Genomic DNA, 17,082 nt, shown 5'->3' on the forward strand with positions numbered 1-17,082 from the left:
TCCGTACCCTTGAATCGGCTACACTAGACTAGACAGAAAAAATAAGGTGTGTAGAATAATAAAAAACACACGGGAGGATTTTTCATGTCAAGACGTCAACGAAGAACCTATTCAAAAGAATTCAAACAACAAATCGTCGATCTCTATCTCGCTGGTAAGCCTCGCGCAGAAATTATTCGAGAGTATGAGCTTACGCCTTCTTCTTTCGATAAATGGATGAAGCAAGCACAATCAACGGGCTCATTCAAAGAAAGAGACAACTTAACACCAGAACAAGCAGAATTGATCGCACTAAGAAAGAAAAATAAGCAACTCGAAATGGAGAATGATATTTTAAAGCAAGCGGCGCTGATATTCGGACGAAAAGACAAGTAATTGATGCCAACAAGCATAAATATTCCATATCAGCGATGTGCAAAATTCTAAATATTTCTCGTCAAACCTACTATTATCAAGCGAAACCGATCGAAAATGAGTCCGACTTAGAAGAGATCGTTCAGGAAGAGTTTATTCGAAACCGAAAGGCTTACGGTACCCGAAAATTGAAGAAGTGTTTAGCAAAGCGTGGGCTTCAACTCAGTCGGCGCCGAATCGGTCGAATCATGAAACGCCGCGGATTGACATCTACCTATACGATCGCTCATTTTAAAGGGCAACGAACAGCTTGTAATGAAGCGAAAACAGCGAATGTATTAGATCGGACCTTTACACAAGAACAGCCATTGGAAGCCATCGTTACGGATCTTACTTATGTTCGCGTGGGGAAAAAGTGGCATTATATCTGCTTAATACTTGATTTGTTTAATCGAGAAATTATTGGTTATTCCTGTGGTGAGAAGAAAGATGCCTCATTGGTAAAAGAAGCCTTTGGACGGATACCGTATTCTTTAACAGACGTCAAGCTTTTTCATACAGACCGGGGAAAGGAATTTGATAACCAAACCATTCATGAGATTCTGAATGGTTTTGGAATTACTCGTTCATTGAGTAGGAAGGGTTGTCCGTATGATAATGCCGTTGCGGAATCAACCTATAAATCTGTCAAAGTAGAATTCGTGCATCAATACCAATTTGAGACACTGGCACAGCTACGTCTAGAATTGTTTGATTATGTGCATTGGTGGAACTATCTACGCTTACATGGCACGTTGGCGTATGAAACACCGATCCAAATTCGACAACAGAGATTGGCGAAGCGAATCCTTGATAATGAGCGCGGATCTGATACCTCTGGAGAGGCAGCGTAATTGAATGATTGTGCTTCTGCCGGAGAAAATCAGATCCGAGGATGCTCATTGTCAAGGGCAATCGGAGCCATAACACCGCAGCATTCACAACACCTTATAATTTTTGTCAAAAAAAGTGTTGCCATTCCACCTTGTAAGATATTCAAGCTCTACTAGCTATAGCCTTTTGCCTCCTTTCTTTTGGCGTTCTTGTTTAGGGTATCCCCAGTTAATATTAAGTATAGGTTAGTTCAGATTGTCGGCATCGCTTTCGTTTCCATAGGTTCCCCTACAGATTGTACAGAATGAATGATAACAGATAAATTCACAACCATAATTTATCTGATTCTGTACTGAAGGTTTCAGACACTTTCCTTCATCGACACATAACCGAAATTAGAAACTTGCGTTCAATAAACCCAATTTATACCTCGTATCTGATTGACATTGCAGTTCAGTCGTACCAAGTTGTCTTTAGGTAACTTACCGCTTTCCAACCGTGCTATGTTCCTGTATCAGCTTTCGCCTTTCAGTTAGGTTGCTGTCTTCTGTGTTATCGTACAGAGTAGTACCTTAATCTACTTTACTTAATACCCTATCTGGGCGCACGTTGTGGATATGCCCTTTATCTATGTGGGTAGATAAGACAAATTCGTATTCGTCCTTTAATATCTTTTTACAAAGTTCAAGACCGATTTGATGTGCCGTTTCAGGACTTGCTTCTCCGGGTAAAAAGGATTGAATAAGATGTCTTGCAAGAACGGTTCCGTTTGTTCCGGCATCATTTCGTGTTCTTGAAAATTGGATATGAGCAGTTTCCTGATGGCATTTATGAGTGCTTACTAAGATTTGCTCATCTGTTTTTTCTCCATTAATAATATATGAAATGGCAAGATTAAAGGTTGATTTTATAGGATGTATTTTTGTAATAGCCATAAAATTTAATCACTCCGGAAGTTCTGTTAAGAAGCAGAGAATGTATTTGCCACAACTCTTTTGAGAAATATTCAATCTGCTTTTTCATATCATTTATATCGTCCTTATAGATTATGCCGGTGGAATTCACACGCTTTGCAATCTGATTTATGTTGCTGGTAGCATTGGAAAGGAAACCCTGTAAATCTCTAAACGGCTCTAAATCCACTTAATATATTTCTTTTTCTAAAACACACTTGCGGATGAAATGGCTCATATTTTTACATTTCGCAAGTTTTCTTTTCTCCTCAAAAAGAGCCTTTTCTTCTTCTGTTAATTTAATTTCAAGCCTTTCATTTCGTATTCTATTTGCTATAGGTAATCCTCCTTTGAATGTATTTCTGGGTCTTAGGGTACACCCTAACAAGTTAAAAATTGATAAAAAAAGAAGCAGATCCCAAAGGGCTGCTTCATCAATTTTTTCGTAAGTGTCCGTACACTTACTGTGCTTGCTCATATACTAATCGATCATATACTAATCGTGTAAGAACAACTTTAAGCATAATACTTATATTGTTATACCATAGTTTGGAAAAATAAAAAATTATATTTCATCAACGTTTCATAAAAGGTGTGTAGAATGTTATTGAAAGTAGCTATAAAATGCTATTGTGTAAAAAATAAAGGAGGAATAATTTATGAAAAAATAGTACCAAGAGGAGCATGCCTATTACTTGCATTATGTTTGAGCTTAAGCGCAGTTGGGTGTCAAAAAAGTAATGAAAACAATAAAATAAAAGAAGGACAATCCATAAGTTCTGAAGAGGAAGGCATGTCAATTAATGCAAATGGCAAAAATGAAACTTTTAAGCCATCAGATTATACATTGGAGGCAAAGAAAGAATATGTTTATGAATATTTAGGGCTTAAATTTAAACTCTCAGACAAATTTAGAAATTATATAGCTGATAAAAAGATAGCGATGTTAGATGATCAAAGTCCTATAGATAAAGAACTAAAGTATGCTATTTTGACATTTGAAAAAATGACAGAAGAACAAAAGAATGCAGTTATAGAAAAGATGGGCGATGGATATAAAAATTGGCAAAATGAGCTTGAAAGAATTGGGACTATTGGTATATTTGAAAAAAATACATCAGAAGAAAAAAATCTAAAATTATAGAATGTGATACTCATACTAAAATAGGAGTTTCAAGTGATGGAAAATACGATTGCTATTTAGTGCCTACTGAATAATTGACAAATTTTGGTTAAATGATGATTGATTGATTATTCAGTTCTAAGAGAGATATCTTCGATATCCATCTGAAAAATTGGCGTAAAAAATCTGCCGTCAATTTTGACAGATTCATTGCGATAACACTCAACACGATGCTTGATAAAGTCGTATCTTGACGTTTTGTGGTAATTAAAGCCGCGCCAAAACAGCGTTTCAATTGGCTGAAGCCACGCTCTACCTCAATTCGGTCTGTGTTGTCCTGATATTCGGTTAATTTATCTCGATTTTCATTCTTTCTTGGTCGACCTAATGCTGGTCCAGAAAGTCGGATATTTCGTGCTTTACAGTATTGAATGTTTTGCCGATTACGATAAATTTTATCAGCTAATACGCGTTCTGGATAATATCCATGCCGGTCGTAATATCGCCGGATTGCTGAAACGAGTACTTCTGATTCATTGTATGCATCAAAACTAGTTCGTTCGATGGGGGCGATTCCTCCATCGATGCTCATATCATATTTCGCTCCAAATTCAGTTGCAGCTTTGACTTTTCCGCGCACAATTGGACGAACCCATGGCTGGTGAAAGCTGACGATTCGATCAGAGACGCAATGGGTACGATGATCGTACATGTACTTTTGTTGGTCATAGATTTTTTGGATTATTTCCCACCATGTTTGATGCTTTTCAGATAGAGTAGTGCCCTTGGTCAGGAACTTTCGAATAATTTTCGCATCACGGTTCAAGAATCCTAAAAGTTTCCGAAGCTGGGCACGCAACCATTTCCTTGCTTTCTTCTTGCGTCGAACGACGTTCAAATAAACTTTACGTGCTACTTTACGATAGATCCGAGGCCTCTTCCAATTGTTCTCAGCACAAAGAGTGTCAATGATTGTTTCGGCATGTGTTCGTGCATCATTTAAAAGTTCAGTATCCGTAGGATACTTGATATTCTGGGGCGAACAGGTTGCGTCAAGAATCAAGGTACCAGATGATGAGTCATCGTTATCATTTGAGCTGTCATGGTTCGATTTTTCATTGTAAGCGACAATCTTCTCGTTGATCTCAATCAAAGTTGTCTTGTCTAATCGCTTACGAAAATTGACCATTGATGTGGCATCGAAAGGTCGTTCATCTTGGTAACCAGGTAACCCGATAAAAAATTGAAGATATGGATTTTCTTGAATTTGTAACACCGTTTCTTCATCACTGTAGCTGTACTCTTTTTGGATGAGTAAAGCGCCCAATGCCATGCGCAGCGGTTTTGCGACATTCCCTTTTTTATTTCGAAAGTTTTTCGCGTACTCTTTCTCCAACTCTATCCAAGGAATCCGTTCTGCTTTTTTGATCCAGCGATTTTCAGGATTCATTTTTAAACCGATAGGTTGATTAAAATCTTCAAAAGCGAGTTGGGTGTGAATTTGCGGTTTATACATTCAAAAACCTCCAAAAAGGGTAAGAGTGCACGGTTTTCAGCATATTACTGAAAAAAGGCCTGCATTAATTTTATCAGATATCAGCGGGTGTTGCTGGTAAGTTAAGGTTTTAGAAATGATCGGCAGACATTATTTAAGCACAAATAGCGGAGCTGAAAGTAATCTTCTGGATGAATTAAAAAGAACTGAGATTCAAATTATAGATAAAAAAGAACGTCCTAAAAATGGTTTTGTGCTATCAGAAAAAACTGATTTAGAAAATACAGAAGCATTTAACAAAGAATCGGTTAAAGATTTACGTAAACTATCAACAAAGGACATAAATGGCAAGGATTTTACAAGTAAAGATTTTGAGAAGTATGATCTTACTATGGTAAATGTATTTGCAACTTGGTGTACAGCTTGTGTAAAGGAAATTCCTGATTTGGTTGAGGTTCAGAATGAAATGAAAAGCAAGGGTGTAAATATCGTTGGAGTTGTTACAGATCCTGTTGATGATAACGGTGAAAACAAGGAAGCAATTGAAAAGTCAAAGGTAATACATGAAAAGACAAAGGCTTCATATCCTTTCTTAATGCCAGATAAGACATGAATCGGCTACACTAGACTAGACAGAAAAAATAAGGTGTGTAGAATAATAAAAAACACACTGGAGGATTTTTCATGTCAAGACGTCAACGAAGAACCTATTCAAAAGAATTCAAACAACAAATCGTCGATCTCTATCTCGCTGGTAAGCCTCGCGCAGAAATTATTCGAGAGTATGAGCTTACGCCTTCTTCTTTCGATAAATGGATGAAGCAAGCACAATCAACGGGCTCATTCAAAGAAAGAGACAACTTAACACCAGAACAAGCAGAATTGATCGCACTAAGAAAGAAAAATAAGCAACTCGAAATGGAGAATGATATTTTAAAGCAAGCGGCGCTGATATTCGGACGAAAAGACAAGTAATTGATACCAACAAGCATAAATATTCCATATCAGCGATGTGCAAAATTCTAAATATTTCTCGTCAAACCTACTATTATCAAGCGAAACCGATCGAAAATGAGTCCGACTTAGAAGAGATCGTTCAGGAAGAGTTTATTCGAAACCGAAAGGCTTACGGTACCCGAAAATTGAAGAAGTGTTTAGCAAAGCGTGGGCTTCAACTCAGTCGGCGCCGAATCGGTCGAATCATGAAACGCCGCGGATTGACATCTACCTATACGATCGCTCATTTTAAAGGGCAACGAACAGCTTGTAATGAAGCGAAAACAGCGAATGTATTAGATCGGACCTTTACACAAGAACAGCCATTGGAAGCCATCGTTACGGATCTTACTTATGTTCGCGTGGGGAAAAAGTGGCATTATATCTGCTTAATACTTGATTTGTTTAATCGAGAAATTATTGGTTATTCCTGTGGTGAGAAGAAAGATGCCTCATTGGTAAAAGAAGCCTTTGGACGGATACCGTATTCTTTAACAGACGTCAAGCTTTTTCATACAGACCGTGGAAAGGAATTTGATAACCAAACCATTCATGAGATTCTGAATGGTTTTGGAATTACTCGTTCATTGAGTAGGAAGGGTTGTCCGTATGATAATGCCGTTGCGGAATCAACCTATAAATCTGTCAAAGTAGAATTCGTGCATCAATACCAATTTGAGACACTGGCACAGCTACGTCTAGAATTGTTTGATTATGTGCATTGGTGGAACTATCTACGCTTACATGGCACGTTGGCGTATGAAACACCGATCCAAATTCGACAACAGAGATTGGCGAAGCGAATCCTTGATAATGAGCGCGGATCTGATACCTCTGGAGAGGCAGCGTAATTGAATGATTGTGCTTCTGCCGGAGAAAATCAGATCCGAGGATGCTCATTGTCAAGGGCAATCGGAGCCATAACACCGCAGCATTCACAACACCTTATAATTTTTGTCAAAAAAAGTGTTGCCATTCCAACAAACTTTAATGGTAGATTGAATGGTATACAGGCTATGCCAGAGACTTTCTTTGTTGATAGTAATGGAGAAACTAAAGTTGTCTTGGATAAGGCGATAAGAATTTGTATGGAGTGTATTGGAATTGGATAGAATTAAAAATATTATAAATGGTAGTACAAAAAAAGATAAATATAAAATAAGAGATCGTTTTAGGCATTTATTTCAATCCGTTTGGTTTTTAATTACTAATTCTTACTTTGAAGGGTTTAAGACTGGTAAAATCTACGGGGGGAATTTAAAGAAAATTTGTGTTCCGGGTATAAATTGTTATTCATGCCCGGGAGCAAAAGGTTCTTGCCCAATAGGATCACTACAGGCAGTAATTGGAAATTCAAAATATAAGATTAGTTATTTTATTATATAGTTGGGATTTTGTTTTTTATAGGAGCATTGGTGGGAAGATTTGTTTGTGGATGGCTGTGTCCATTTGGATTGATTCAAGATTTGCTACACAAGATTCCCTTTTTTAAAAAAGTTGAAATATTTAAGTTTGATAAACATTTGAGAAAATTGAAATACATAATATTACTTGTATTTTTCATTAATATTCCCTTTATTTTTGGTTGATATTTTAGGTCAGGGTTCTCCGTATTTTTGTAAACTTAATTGTCCGATTGGTATGCTGGAAGGAGGATTACCACTTATTTTATTAAATAAAAGTATGAGAAGTGCGATAGGTTTCTTGTATTATTGGAAAGGAATCATTCTAATAGTTACTTTGTTACTTTCTATAATTATATATAGACCTTTTTGTAAATATATATGTCCACTTGGAGCTATTTACTCAATTTTTAACCCTATTTCAATATTTAGATATAGATTGGATAAGGATAAGTGTATTAATTGTGGAAAATGTAAAAAAGTTTGCCAAATGAATAAAGATTCAGTTGAGAATTGCAATCATCTGGAGTGTATCAGATGTGGACGATGTAAAAATGCTTGTCCAGTGGATGCAATTAGTTATGGAGTAAGAAAATAGAGAGGAGTAGTTAGGAAAGTGATAAAAAATGCTATAGCATATATTACAAGAAAGAAAAATAGAACTTTAATAATTTTTATCATATTAACTATAGTTCTTTCTTGCTTGTATTCTTGTTTAACAATAATGAAATCAAGCAATGAAATAGAAAAGGCTTTATATGAAAGTTCTAATTCTTCAATATCAATAACAAAAAAAGATGGTAAATATTTTAATGTTAATCAATTTAAAGATATTGAAAAATTAAAAGAAATTGAAGAAAAAATAATTCAATATGATGGATTAGCAAAACTAAAAGATGCTAAAGTAGTTAGCGGAGAACAAAGAATAAATAGAGAAGATTTATCTGACGAATTTAAGAATGTTGTTTCACTCGAAGCTACAAATAATACTAAAAGAAATATTTTATTTAGTAGTGGAGTATTTACAATTAAAGAAGGTAAAAATATAGAAGAAAATGATAAGAATTCAATTATTGTTCATGAAGAATTTGCTAAACAAAACAATCTAAAATTAGGTGATGTAGTTGATCTTGAATTACTAGATATTGAAAAAAGTGGAAAAATAAAAAGTCATAAATTTAAAATTATAGGGATCTTTTCTGGTAAAAAACAGGAAACATATACAGGATTATCTTCTGATTTTAGTGAAAATATGGTGTTTGTAGATTATCCAACAAGCCAAGAGATATTAAACAATTCAGAAAATAATGAAATTGCAAATAAAATTTTAATGTATTCTGGTAGTGCAGAATCTACAGACTTAGCCTTAAACAAATTGAAAGAGCTTAAAATTGATGAGTCAAAATATTTTGTTGAAAAAGATTCTAATGCGTTTGAAGAGTCTTTAGAGTCAGTGAGTGGAATAAAATATATAATAAAAGTAATGACTTATTCTATTATGTTAGGTGGGATGGTTGTTCTTTCATTAATCTTGATTCTATGGTTAAGGGAAAGAATTTATGAAATAGGTATATTTTTATCTATTGGAACATCTAAGATACAAATTATAATGCAATTTATATTTGAGTTAATATTCATATCGATACCAAGTATAATATCTTCCTTATTTTTAGGAAATGTATTACTAAAAGTAATTGTAGATGGATTCATTAACTCAGAGGATTCAATGATTTCCGGTGGAAGTTTAATAAATAATAGTAGTTTTATGTCAAATATAACAACGCTTGGACAAAGTTATTTAATATTAATAAGTATTATTGTTTTATCAGTTGTATTTGCTTCTTCATTAATGTTAATCAAGAAGCCTAAAGAAATCTTATCAAAAATAAGTTAGGAGAAAATAATGGATATATTAGAAATAAAGAATGTAGCATATAGTTATGCAAATTCTAAAGAAAAAGTTTTGTCAGGAGTAAATCAGAAATTTGAACTTGGGAAGTTTTATGCGATAGTAGGAAAGTCAGGAACAGGAAAATCTACACTTCTTTCCTTACTTGCTGGACTTGATAAACCTCAAATAGGAAAAATATTGTTTAAGAATGAAGATATACAAAATAAAAGATATAGTAATCATAGAAAAAATAATATATCTTTAGTATTTCAAAACTATAATTTAATAGATTATTTATCACCAATTGAAAATATTAGATTAGTAAATAAATCAGCAGATGAAAGTATCTTGTTTGAACTAGGTTTAGATAAAAAACAAATAAAAAGAAATGTTATGAAATTATCTGGTGGACAGCAACAAAGAGTAGCTATTGCTAGAGCATTGGTATCAGATGCTCCAATAATACTAGCTGATGAGCCTACTGGTAATCTAGACAGTGTTACTGCTGGAGAAATAATTAATATATTAAAGACATTAGCTAAAGATAGAAATAAATGTGTAATAGTTGTAACACATAGTAAGGAAGTAGCAGATTCTGCGGATATCATTTTAGAACTAAGTGGTAAAAAGTTGGAAAAAGTAAATAAAATGAATTTGGAGGTTGAATAATGATAAAAAATGCATTTGCTTATGTAACTAGAAAAAGTTTAAAATCATTAATTATTATATTAGTTATTTTATCTATGTCAACTTTAAGTCTCATTAGTTTATCTATTAAAGATGCTACGGACAGAGCTTCAAAAGAAACATTTGCTAATATAACAAATAGTTTTTCTATGGAGATAAATAGACAAGTAAATCCAGGAACACCTAGAGGTGGGGGAAATGTAAAAGGTGAAGATATTAAAAAGATATCTCAAACAGATAGTATAGACTCCTATGTAAAAAGAATAAACAGTGTTGCAGATTTAGTTGATTATGATATTATTGAAACTCAAGAGACTCTTGCGAATCAATCACCTGAAAGAGCAAAGAATTTTAAAAGAACAGTTATGTTAACTGGGGTTAACGACTCAACAAAAGAAACAAAATTTGTATCAGAAGCATATAAATTAGTAGAAGGAAAGCATTTAGAAAATGAAGATAAAAATAAAATCTTAATGCATAAAGATTTAGCTGAAAAAAATAATCTTAAAGTTGGAGATAAGATAAAAATAAAATCTAATTTATTTGATGCCGATAATGAGAAAGGTGCAGATGAAACAGTAGAAGTAGAAATTAAAGGTCTATTCGATGGGCATAATAGTGGTGGAGTAAGTGCAGCACAAGAACTATACGAAAATACATTAATCACTGATGTTCATACAGCTGCTAAAGTTTATGGTAATACCGAAGATACAGCTGTATACCAAGATGCAACATTCTTTGTAAAAGGTGATAAGAATCTTGATAGTGTAATAAAAGATCTTGGGAAATTAGATATAAATTGGAGAGAATATAATTTGATTAAAAGTTCATCAAATTACCCTGCATTACAACAATCTATATCAGGTATTTACTCAATTTCAAATAAATTATTTTTTGGCTCATTAATATTTGCAGGAGTTGTAGTTTCATTATTATTATTATTATGGATGAATGCTAGAAAGAAAGAAATAGCAGTATTACTATCATTAGGTATATCAAAATTAGAAATTTTTGGTCAATTCCTAATTGAGATGGTATTTATATCAATCCCCGCATTCGTTGGTTCTTATTTCTTAGCTCAATATACAGCTGACAAGCTTGGGAATAATATATTGAATAAGGTTACTGGTGATATAGCTAAACAAATAGCTAAACAATCTGCATCTAGCCAATTAGGTGGTGGGGCAGAAGCTGAAGGATTTAACAAGACATTATCAAGTTTAGATATCAATGTATTACCTAAATTCATGATTTATGTAGTTATATTTATGAGTTTAGTACTTCTTGTATCATTGATTATTTCTTCATTCAATATATTAAGAAGGAATCCAAAAGAATTATTAATTGACAATAATTAAAATTTTCGGTGCTTTTTAGCACCAAAAATGAGAGTGTAATATAAACCGTGTAAGTAACCATCAATCCTAGGCGGGTGGTTGCTTCACGGTTTTTATTTTTCTAAAATAAGATCAAGAGGTGATTACACGATGGCTAGAAAGAAAAGAAATCCTGATGCTGAGAAGTTAGCTGAATCCATTTTGAATACTTATCAACCCGAATCTGTAGAGGATATGCAAGATGTTTTAAAAGATGTGTTTGGTCCCTTATTTGAAAAAATGCTTCAAGGAGAATTGAATAACCATTTAGGGTATGACGCCCATTCTAAAGAGCCAAAGAAACATGACAATCGACGAAACGGTTATGGCAATAAGACGCTTAAAACGAGCTTTGGTAAAGTAAACATTGATGTTCCCAGAGACCGGGAGGCTTCTTTTGAACCTGAGTTGATTCCTAAGAGAAAACGAGATGTCTCCGACATCGAAGGTAAGGTTCTTTCCATGTATGCACGAGGAATGAGTCAATGCGATATCGCCGCAACCGTTGAAGATATTTACGGCTTTGATATTTCCCACGAAATGATTTCTGATATCACGGATGCCGTCCTTCCTGAATTGGAAGAATGGCAAGCTCGGCCATTAGCCAAGTGTTATGCATTTCTATTCGTTGATTGTATGTATGTCACTTTACGCGAAAACTATGAAGATAAAGAATATGCTGTGTACACCATTCTTGGCTATGATCTTAAAGGAAACAAGGAGATTTTAGGCCTATGGCTCAATCAAACAGAATCTAAAAATCGCTGGATGCAAGTCTTCGACGAATTGAAAGTACGTGGTGTAGAAGATGTTTTTTTCATTTCGATGGACGGTGTTTCCGGTCTCAAAGAAGGCGCAAAAGCAATTTTTCCTTCTGTCATTGTGCAGCGCTGTATTGTTCATCTTGTTCGAAATGCGTTAGGATACCTCCCAAGTAAGGATTATAAGGAAGTCTGTCGAGACATGAAAAAATTCTACAGTGCTTCTTCTTTAAACGCTGCACACGCTGCCTTCAACAGTTTTCAAAATCGTTGGTCTCAATATTCTGGTGCAGTAGATGTATGCAAACGAAACTTTTCTCATGTTGAACAACTCTTTGATTATGGCAGCGCCATTAGAAAAATCATGTACACTACTAATGCAGTTGAAAGTATTCACTCTAGCTTCAGAAAAGTCACAAAAAAGGGAGCGTTCTCTAATGAGAATGCGCTCTTAAAATTACTTTATTTACGTACGAAAGAATTACACACGAAGTGGGCGGGTGGGCGAATTCGAAACTGGGCTATGGTGCTGAATCAGTTAATGGTCAACGAGACATTCTCCTCTAGAATTGAAAAGTATGTCATTTACCTTCCGTAACAACGTTAGGCTTATTCAACTATGCTTCCAATCGGGATTTATCTGATGTAAAAAATGACCAAAAGAATTTTGTGTTTTAAACTTCTAGATATTTAACTTCCACAGTTTAGTTGACAACCCCCATAGCTCTTAATCTTATCTCAATACACCCACCGTTAAAGTTCGGTGGGTTATTTATTTTTCAATCTTTCAATAACTGATTGCGTTCATTTTCTTGCCTTTTTAATAGCTTCATATAGTCAATTGTTCGAACTGCGTCTTCAGTGCTAAGAGAGCGATAGAGAGCTAAAAACTCTTCCTCATATCTACCTACGACAACATTGTCTAGAAAATGGCTTACAGGAGTTCCTAGGGCTCTAGAAAGAGCTGTTAAGCTATCGAGGTTAGGTTCTGTTACAGAATTTTCCCATCTTGCTACTGCCTGTTGTGTAGAGAAGATTTTTTTAGCTAATTCTTTTTGTGTCCACCCGAGTGCTTTTCGCTTTTCTCTAATGACCTTTGCATATTGTTTCTGTTTCATTAATACACCCCCCTCGTAAAATAATTTTTGTCTAATACTTTTTAATCAAAATGTTTCTGAACCATAAAATTTATTGAATAACACATTCCTAACGGAATTTGTTTCGTTATTGTGTGATTTCTCAGAGTACAATGGATGTATGGAAAGGATCCAGCGGGAATTTGCTATCACCCCCTGTAGCTTTGTCTACCTTGTTAAGTCTGTTACCCGAACCACTGTTATCACTACCAACTCATTAGCTGTTTCGATAATGGACTAGACTTTCATATAGTAGTTTGGAAGGCAGCTTCTAGCTCTGTTATCACCGTATTCTATTAGGCGAGGTTGTGGCTACACAGTGAGGTTCTGGGGAATCCCACAGTATCGAAGCATTTTCCAAAATTTATATTGAAAGGAGGTCCTTATTCCATGAAATTATTTGTCGGTATTGACGTTAGTTCTGAAAAATTAGATATTTGTTTCCTAACAGACGACGATCAACTGTCTATCTTGTCTGAAATTTCTATTGCCAATGATATTGAAGGTGCGTCATTAACACGAGAAATGATTCTTGAGTTCAATGAAAACTATCACTTCGATCAAATCGTGATTGGTATGGAATCGACATCCATGTACAGCTTCCACCCTTCAATGTTTTTCCATGAAGATGCGGAGCTAAAAAAACTCAATACACTTGTGACAATTGAAAATCCTTTTCGGGTGAAACAATTCAGTCGCATGTTTGATGAGGATAAGACCGATCGAAACGACGCGTTAAGAATTGCTGATTTCTTGCGTATACAACGGTTCACAACTTCCTCTATCAAAGAAGAGAAGTACATGGCCTTACAGAGATTAACCCGTACGCGCTATCAGATCATTAAACAATTAACTCGTACAAAACAACACTTCCTGGAAAACCTAACGTACAAATGCAATACATTAGCCCGAGAAATGCGAGACGAATCGACAAGTCTGTTTAGTGCCACTGTCATTTCTCTTATGACAGAAGACTTCACCCTAGATGAGTTAGCTGAGCTTCCTTTGGAAGCATTCTGTGACTTACTCCAAGAAAAAGGAAGGGGGCGCTTTAAAGAGCCCAAGAAAATTGCCAAAGCAATTCAACGTGCAATTACCATGAGTTATCGTTTAGGTTATCTTGCACAAGAATCCATCAATGTTGTTTTAAGTGTTCTTGTACGCGAAATACGTGCACTTGAAAAGAACATCAAAGACTTAGATAAAGCAATTGAACAACTAGTTGTCGTCATTCCAGAATACCAATGCTTAACCAGTATTCCAGGCGTTGGGAAAGTATATGCCGCTGGCTTGATCGCTGAAATTGGACAAATCGAACGTTTTGAGGATCAAACAAAATTGGCAAAATACGCAGGTTTAAGTTGGAAAGTCAAACAATCCGGAAATTACCAATCTCAAAACACACCTCTGACAAAACAAGGGAATCGCTATTTTCGTTACTACTTAGTTGAAGCTGCCAACTCTGTAAGAAATTATCTTCCTGAATATAAAGCTTTTTATCAAAGTAAATGTAAAGAGGTTCCAAAGCATCAACACAAACGAGCACTCGTCTTAACCGCAAGAAAATTTACGCGTCTGGTGGATACGCTACTACGTAACCATCAACTCTACACGCCACCAAGGAGCGTGATAGATAAATAACAATTTGTTATTTACGCAAATCCTTGAATGACCCGAAAAAAATTTGATTTTGGTCGGGTTTAGTTAAGTGCGCTTAAAAACAGGTTACTCAATAAGAATATTCTCAATTTTTATCTTGACTTATTACCATTAGACTCTCAGTAGAGTACAACAAGTTGTTGTATTTGTAATGATATTTGAAGTTTTTATATATTTTATGAGTTTAAATACATCGTATTGTTGTATATAATAAAACAGGAGGGGAGAATCATGAAAAAAGTAAGTAATCTCAGCCGATACAGAAAAGAAAAAGGCTTTTCTCAAACTGAGTTAGCTAAAAAAATGAATGTTACACAGCAATGTGTAAGTTCGTGGCAAACAGGGAGAACGATTCCTAAACCCTATCAAATGAAAATGCTTTCTGAGATATTAAGTGTACCAATAAACGAGCTGTTTTCTGATGTGTTTAATAAAGTAAACAGTTAACTAGTGCCTACTGAATAATTGACAAATTTTGGTTAAATGATGATTGATTGATTATTCAGTTCTAAGAGAGATATCTTCGATATCCATCTGAAAAATTGGCGTAAAAAATCTGCCGTCAATTTTGACAGATTCATTGCGATAACACTCAACACGATGCTTGATAAAGTCGTATCTTGACGTTTTGTGGTAATTAAAGCCGCGCCAAAACAGCGTTTCAATTGGCTGAAGCCACGCTCTACCTCAATTCGGTCTGTGTTGTCCTGATATTCGGTTAATTTATCTCGATTTTCATTCTTTCTTGGTCGACCTAATGCTGGTCCAGAAAGTCGGATATTTCGTGCTTTACAGTATTGAATGTTTTGCCGATTACGATAAATTTTATCAGCTAATACGCGTTCTGGATAATATCCATGCCGGTCGTAATATCGCCGGATTGCTGAAACGAGTACTTCTGATTCATTGTATGCATCAAAACTAGTTCGTTCGATGCGGGCGATTCCTCCATCGATGCTCATATCATATTTCGCTCCAAATTCAGTTGCAGCTTTGACTTTTCCGTGCACAATTGGACGAACCCATGGCTGGTGAAAGCTGACGATTCGATCAGAGACGCAATGGGTACGATGATCGTACATGTACTTTTGTTGGTCATAGATTTTTTGGATTATTTCCCACCATGTTTGATGCTTTTCAGATAGAGTAGTGCCCTTGGTCAGGAACTTTCGAATAATTTTCGCATCACGGTTCAAGAATCCTAAAAGTTTCCGAAGCTGGGCACGCAACCATTTCCTTGCTTTCTTCTTGCGTCGAACGACGTTCAAATAAACTTTACGTGCTACTTTACGATAGATCCGAGGCCTCTTCCAATTGTTCTCAGCACAAAGAGTGTCAATGATTGTTTCGGCATGTGTTCGTGCATCATTTAAAAGTTCAGTATCCGTAGGATACTTGATATTCTGGGGCGAACAGGTTGCGTCAAGAATCAAGGTACCAGATGATGAGTCATCGTTATCATTTGAGCTGTCATGGTTCGATTTTTCATTGTAAGCGACAATCTTCTCGTTGATCTCAATCAAAGTTGTCTTGTCTAATCGCTTACGAAAATTGACCATTGATGTGGCATCGAAAGGTCGTTCATCTTGGTAACCAGGTAACCCGATAAAAAATTGAAGATATGGATTTTCTTGAATTTGTAACACCGTTTCTTCATCACTGTAGCTGTACTCTTTTTGGATGAGTAAAGCGCCCAATGCCATGCGCAGCGGTTTTGCGACATTCCCTTTTTTATTTCGAAAGTTTTTCGCGTACTCTTTCTCCAACTCTATCCAAGGAATCCGTTCTGCTTTTTTGATCCAGCGATTTTCAGGATTCATTTTTAAACCGATAGGTTGATTAAAATCTTCAAAAGCGAGTTGGGTGTGAATTTGCGGTTTATACATTCAAAAACCTCCAAAAAGGGTAAGAGTGCACGGTTTTCAGCATATTACTGAAAAAGGCCTGCATTAATTTTATCAGATATCAGCGGGTGTTGCTGGTAAGTTAAGGTTTTAGAAATGATCGGCAGACATTAAATAGTTGAATAAAGTAAATATGAATAAGAAGTTTGTCATTATAGGTATTGTTGTATTAGCTATTATTATAGGTGTCATTTTTTCAAGGATGACGGGCTCATCTAATTTAGAGAAGTCATCTAAACCATTGGTAACACGGATTTTACAAGAACAGTATAGCTTAAATCGGTCATGTGATGATGTAACTATCACTCATGAAAATGAAGATAACACATATCGAGCTAAAGCTATATTAGACAATGGAAGTGCTATCAATATAAATATTGAATACTATCCAAAGAAAGACTGTGTATACGTAGAGATACCATATACTGAGGTGTTAATGTTAAATTGATTTAAATGTATTATGCATACCGT

The 17,082-nt window shown here is 35.2% G+C and carries 17 protein-coding genes and 3 pseudogenes; 15 read left to right on the top strand and 5 right to left on the bottom strand.

Features of this window, described 5'->3' with window-relative positions; translation table 11 throughout:
• The first annotated feature begins 84 nt into the window (after positions 1-84).
• A protein-coding gene (locus AUF14_RS03595; protein ID WP_099434174.1) for an IS3-like element ISEfa8 family transposase occupies positions 85-1,247 on the top strand; the annotation gives its coding sequence in 2 pieces (ribosomal slippage) (positions 85-361 and positions 361-1,247; 1,164 coding nt in all).
• 588 nt (positions 1,248-1,835) lie between these two features.
• Here AUF14_RS03595 and AUF14_RS03600 read toward each other — a convergent pair.
• Both AUF14_RS03600 and AUF14_RS22750 read right to left on the bottom strand, forming a co-directional pair.
• Positions 1,836-2,162: pseudogene (locus AUF14_RS03600) on the bottom strand (relaxase/mobilization nuclease domain-containing protein); the annotation flags it as partial.
• Positions 2,122-2,517: pseudogene (locus AUF14_RS22750) on the bottom strand (plasmid mobilization protein). The pseudogenes AUF14_RS03600 and AUF14_RS22750, both read right to left, overlap by 41 nt.
• 264 nt (positions 2,518-2,781) lie before the next feature.
• Between AUF14_RS22750 and AUF14_RS03615 the strand changes: the two are divergent.
• Entirely contained in the window at positions 2,782-3,324 is a 543-nt protein-coding gene (locus AUF14_RS03615) for a hypothetical protein (RefSeq protein ID WP_002298088.1), read from the top strand.
• Between the two features lie 88 nt (positions 3,325-3,412).
• Here AUF14_RS03615 and AUF14_RS03620 read toward each other — a convergent pair whose 3' ends face one another.
• Complete coding sequence (locus AUF14_RS03620; RefSeq protein ID WP_060789659.1) at positions 3,413-4,819, bottom strand: IS5 family transposase; 1,407 nt, start codon at positions 4,817-4,819, stop codon at positions 3,413-3,415.
• Between the two features lie 232 nt (positions 4,820-5,051).
• Here AUF14_RS03620 and AUF14_RS03625 point away from each other — a divergent pair.
• The 10 genes and pseudogenes from AUF14_RS03625 to AUF14_RS03660 form a co-directional block, all read left to right on the top strand.
• A pseudogene (locus AUF14_RS03625) lies at positions 5,052-5,408 on the top strand (TlpA disulfide reductase family protein); the annotation flags it as partial.
• Between the two features lie 74 nt (positions 5,409-5,482).
• A protein-coding gene (locus AUF14_RS03630; RefSeq protein WP_102865879.1) for an IS3-like element ISEfa8 family transposase occupies positions 5,483-6,645 on the top strand; the annotation gives its coding sequence in 2 pieces (ribosomal slippage) (positions 5,483-5,759 and positions 5,759-6,645; 1,164 coding nt in all).
• A gap of 165 nt (positions 6,646-6,810) precedes the next feature.
• Entirely contained in the window at positions 6,811-6,906 is a 96-nt protein-coding gene (locus AUF14_RS23060) for a CD1871A family CXXC motif-containing protein (RefSeq protein ID WP_253254076.1), read from the top strand.
• A complete protein-coding gene (locus AUF14_RS23295) occupies positions 6,899-7,180 on the top strand; it encodes a hypothetical protein (protein ID WP_028020921.1) in 282 nt (93 codons plus the stop codon). Before AUF14_RS23060 ends, AUF14_RS23295 begins: the two co-directional genes overlap by 8 nt.
• Before the next feature lie 29 nt (positions 7,181-7,209).
• Entirely contained in the window at positions 7,210-7,383 is a 174-nt protein-coding gene (locus tag AUF14_RS23300) for a 4Fe-4S binding protein (RefSeq protein WP_249024502.1), read from the top strand.
• Positions 7,376-7,795 carry a 4Fe-4S binding protein gene (locus AUF14_RS23305; RefSeq protein WP_169794385.1) on the top strand — a complete coding sequence of 140 codons (420 nt, stop codon included), beginning with the start codon at positions 7,376-7,378 and terminating at the stop codon, positions 7,793-7,795. Before AUF14_RS23300 ends, AUF14_RS23305 begins: the two co-directional genes overlap by 8 nt.
• An 18-nt stretch (positions 7,796-7,813) precedes the next feature.
• Entirely contained in the window at positions 7,814-9,091 is a 1,278-nt protein-coding gene (locus AUF14_RS03645; protein WP_028020918.1) for an ABC transporter permease, read from the top strand.
• Positions 9,092-9,100: 9 nt separating this feature from the next.
• On the top strand, positions 9,101-9,757 hold the full coding sequence (locus tag AUF14_RS03650; protein ID WP_060789641.1) for an ABC transporter ATP-binding protein: 657 nt from the start codon (positions 9,101-9,103) through the stop codon (positions 9,755-9,757).
• Positions 9,757-11,133 (top strand): ABC transporter permease, encoded by a 1,377-nt coding sequence (locus tag AUF14_RS03655; protein WP_028020916.1) that lies wholly within the window; start codon positions 9,757-9,759, stop codon positions 11,131-11,133. The genes AUF14_RS03650 and AUF14_RS03655 overlap by 1 nt, the downstream gene beginning before the upstream one ends.
• Before the next feature lie 129 nt (positions 11,134-11,262).
• Complete coding sequence (locus tag AUF14_RS03660) at positions 11,263-12,510, top strand: IS256 family transposase (RefSeq protein ID WP_060789640.1); 1,248 nt, start codon at positions 11,263-11,265, stop codon at positions 12,508-12,510.
• 181 nt (positions 12,511-12,691) lie between these two features.
• Here the strand turns inward: AUF14_RS03660 and AUF14_RS03665 are convergent, their stop codons facing one another.
• Positions 12,692-13,030 (bottom strand): helix-turn-helix domain-containing protein, encoded by a 339-nt coding sequence (locus tag AUF14_RS03665; RefSeq protein ID WP_016180789.1) that lies wholly within the window; start codon positions 13,028-13,030, stop codon positions 12,692-12,694.
• Between the two features lie 408 nt (positions 13,031-13,438).
• Here AUF14_RS03665 and AUF14_RS03670 point away from each other — a divergent pair, with 408 nt between their 5' ends.
• Both AUF14_RS03670 and AUF14_RS03675 read left to right on the top strand, forming a co-directional pair.
• Positions 13,439-14,689, top strand: a complete 1,251-nt coding sequence (locus tag AUF14_RS03670) for an IS110 family RNA-guided transposase (RefSeq protein WP_028020687.1) — start codon at positions 13,439-13,441, stop codon at positions 14,687-14,689.
• A 249-nt stretch (positions 14,690-14,938) separates the two neighbouring features.
• Positions 14,939-15,154 (top strand): helix-turn-helix transcriptional regulator, encoded by a 216-nt coding sequence (locus AUF14_RS03675; protein WP_002404111.1) that lies wholly within the window; start codon positions 14,939-14,941, stop codon positions 15,152-15,154.
• A gap of 32 nt (positions 15,155-15,186) precedes the next feature.
• Here AUF14_RS03675 and AUF14_RS03680 read toward each other — a convergent pair whose 3' ends face one another.
• Positions 15,187-16,593, bottom strand: coding sequence for an IS5 family transposase (locus AUF14_RS03680; protein ID WP_102865880.1), 1,407 nt, complete (start codon positions 16,591-16,593; stop codon positions 15,187-15,189).
• A gap of 136 nt (positions 16,594-16,729) precedes the next feature.
• Between AUF14_RS03680 and AUF14_RS03685 the strand changes: the two genes are divergently transcribed.
• Positions 16,730-17,059: a hypothetical protein gene (locus AUF14_RS03685; RefSeq protein WP_028020813.1), complete on the top strand. Its 330-nt coding sequence runs from the start codon at positions 16,730-16,732 to the stop codon at positions 17,057-17,059.
• Positions 17,060-17,082: the final 23 nt, after the last annotated feature.

Source organism: Enterococcus avium, from assembly GCF_002891025.1.
Taxonomy (GTDB): Bacteria; Bacillota; Bacilli; order Lactobacillales; family Enterococcaceae; genus Enterococcus_A; species Enterococcus_A avium.

Coding starts and splice junctions, on each gene's coding strand:
- AUF14_RS03655 (WP_028020916.1), top strand. CDS start 9,757: ATGATAAAAAATGCATTTGCTTATGTAACTAGAAAAAGTTTAAAATCA.
- AUF14_RS23060 (WP_253254076.1), top strand. CDS start 6,811: ATGCCAGAGACTTTCTTTGTTGATAGTAATGGAGAAACTAAAGTTGTC.
- AUF14_RS03615 (WP_002298088.1), top strand. CDS start 2,782: ATGTTATTGAAAGTAGCTATAAAATGCTATTGTGTAAAAAATAAAGGA.
- AUF14_RS03620 (WP_060789659.1), bottom strand. CDS start 4,819: ATGTATAAACCGCAAATTCACACCCAACTCGCTTTTGAAGATTTTAAT.
- AUF14_RS03650 (WP_060789641.1), top strand. CDS start 9,101: ATGGATATATTAGAAATAAAGAATGTAGCATATAGTTATGCAAATTCT.
- AUF14_RS03660 (WP_060789640.1), top strand. CDS start 11,263: ATGGCTAGAAAGAAAAGAAATCCTGATGCTGAGAAGTTAGCTGAATCC.
- AUF14_RS03680 (WP_102865880.1), bottom strand. CDS start 16,593: ATGTATAAACCGCAAATTCACACCCAACTCGCTTTTGAAGATTTTAAT.
- AUF14_RS03670 (WP_028020687.1), top strand. CDS start 13,439: ATGAAATTATTTGTCGGTATTGACGTTAGTTCTGAAAAATTAGATATT.
- AUF14_RS03665 (WP_016180789.1), bottom strand. CDS start 13,030: ATGAAACAGAAACAATATGCAAAGGTCATTAGAGAAAAGCGAAAAGCA.
- AUF14_RS03675 (WP_002404111.1), top strand. CDS start 14,939: ATGAAAAAAGTAAGTAATCTCAGCCGATACAGAAAAGAAAAAGGCTTT.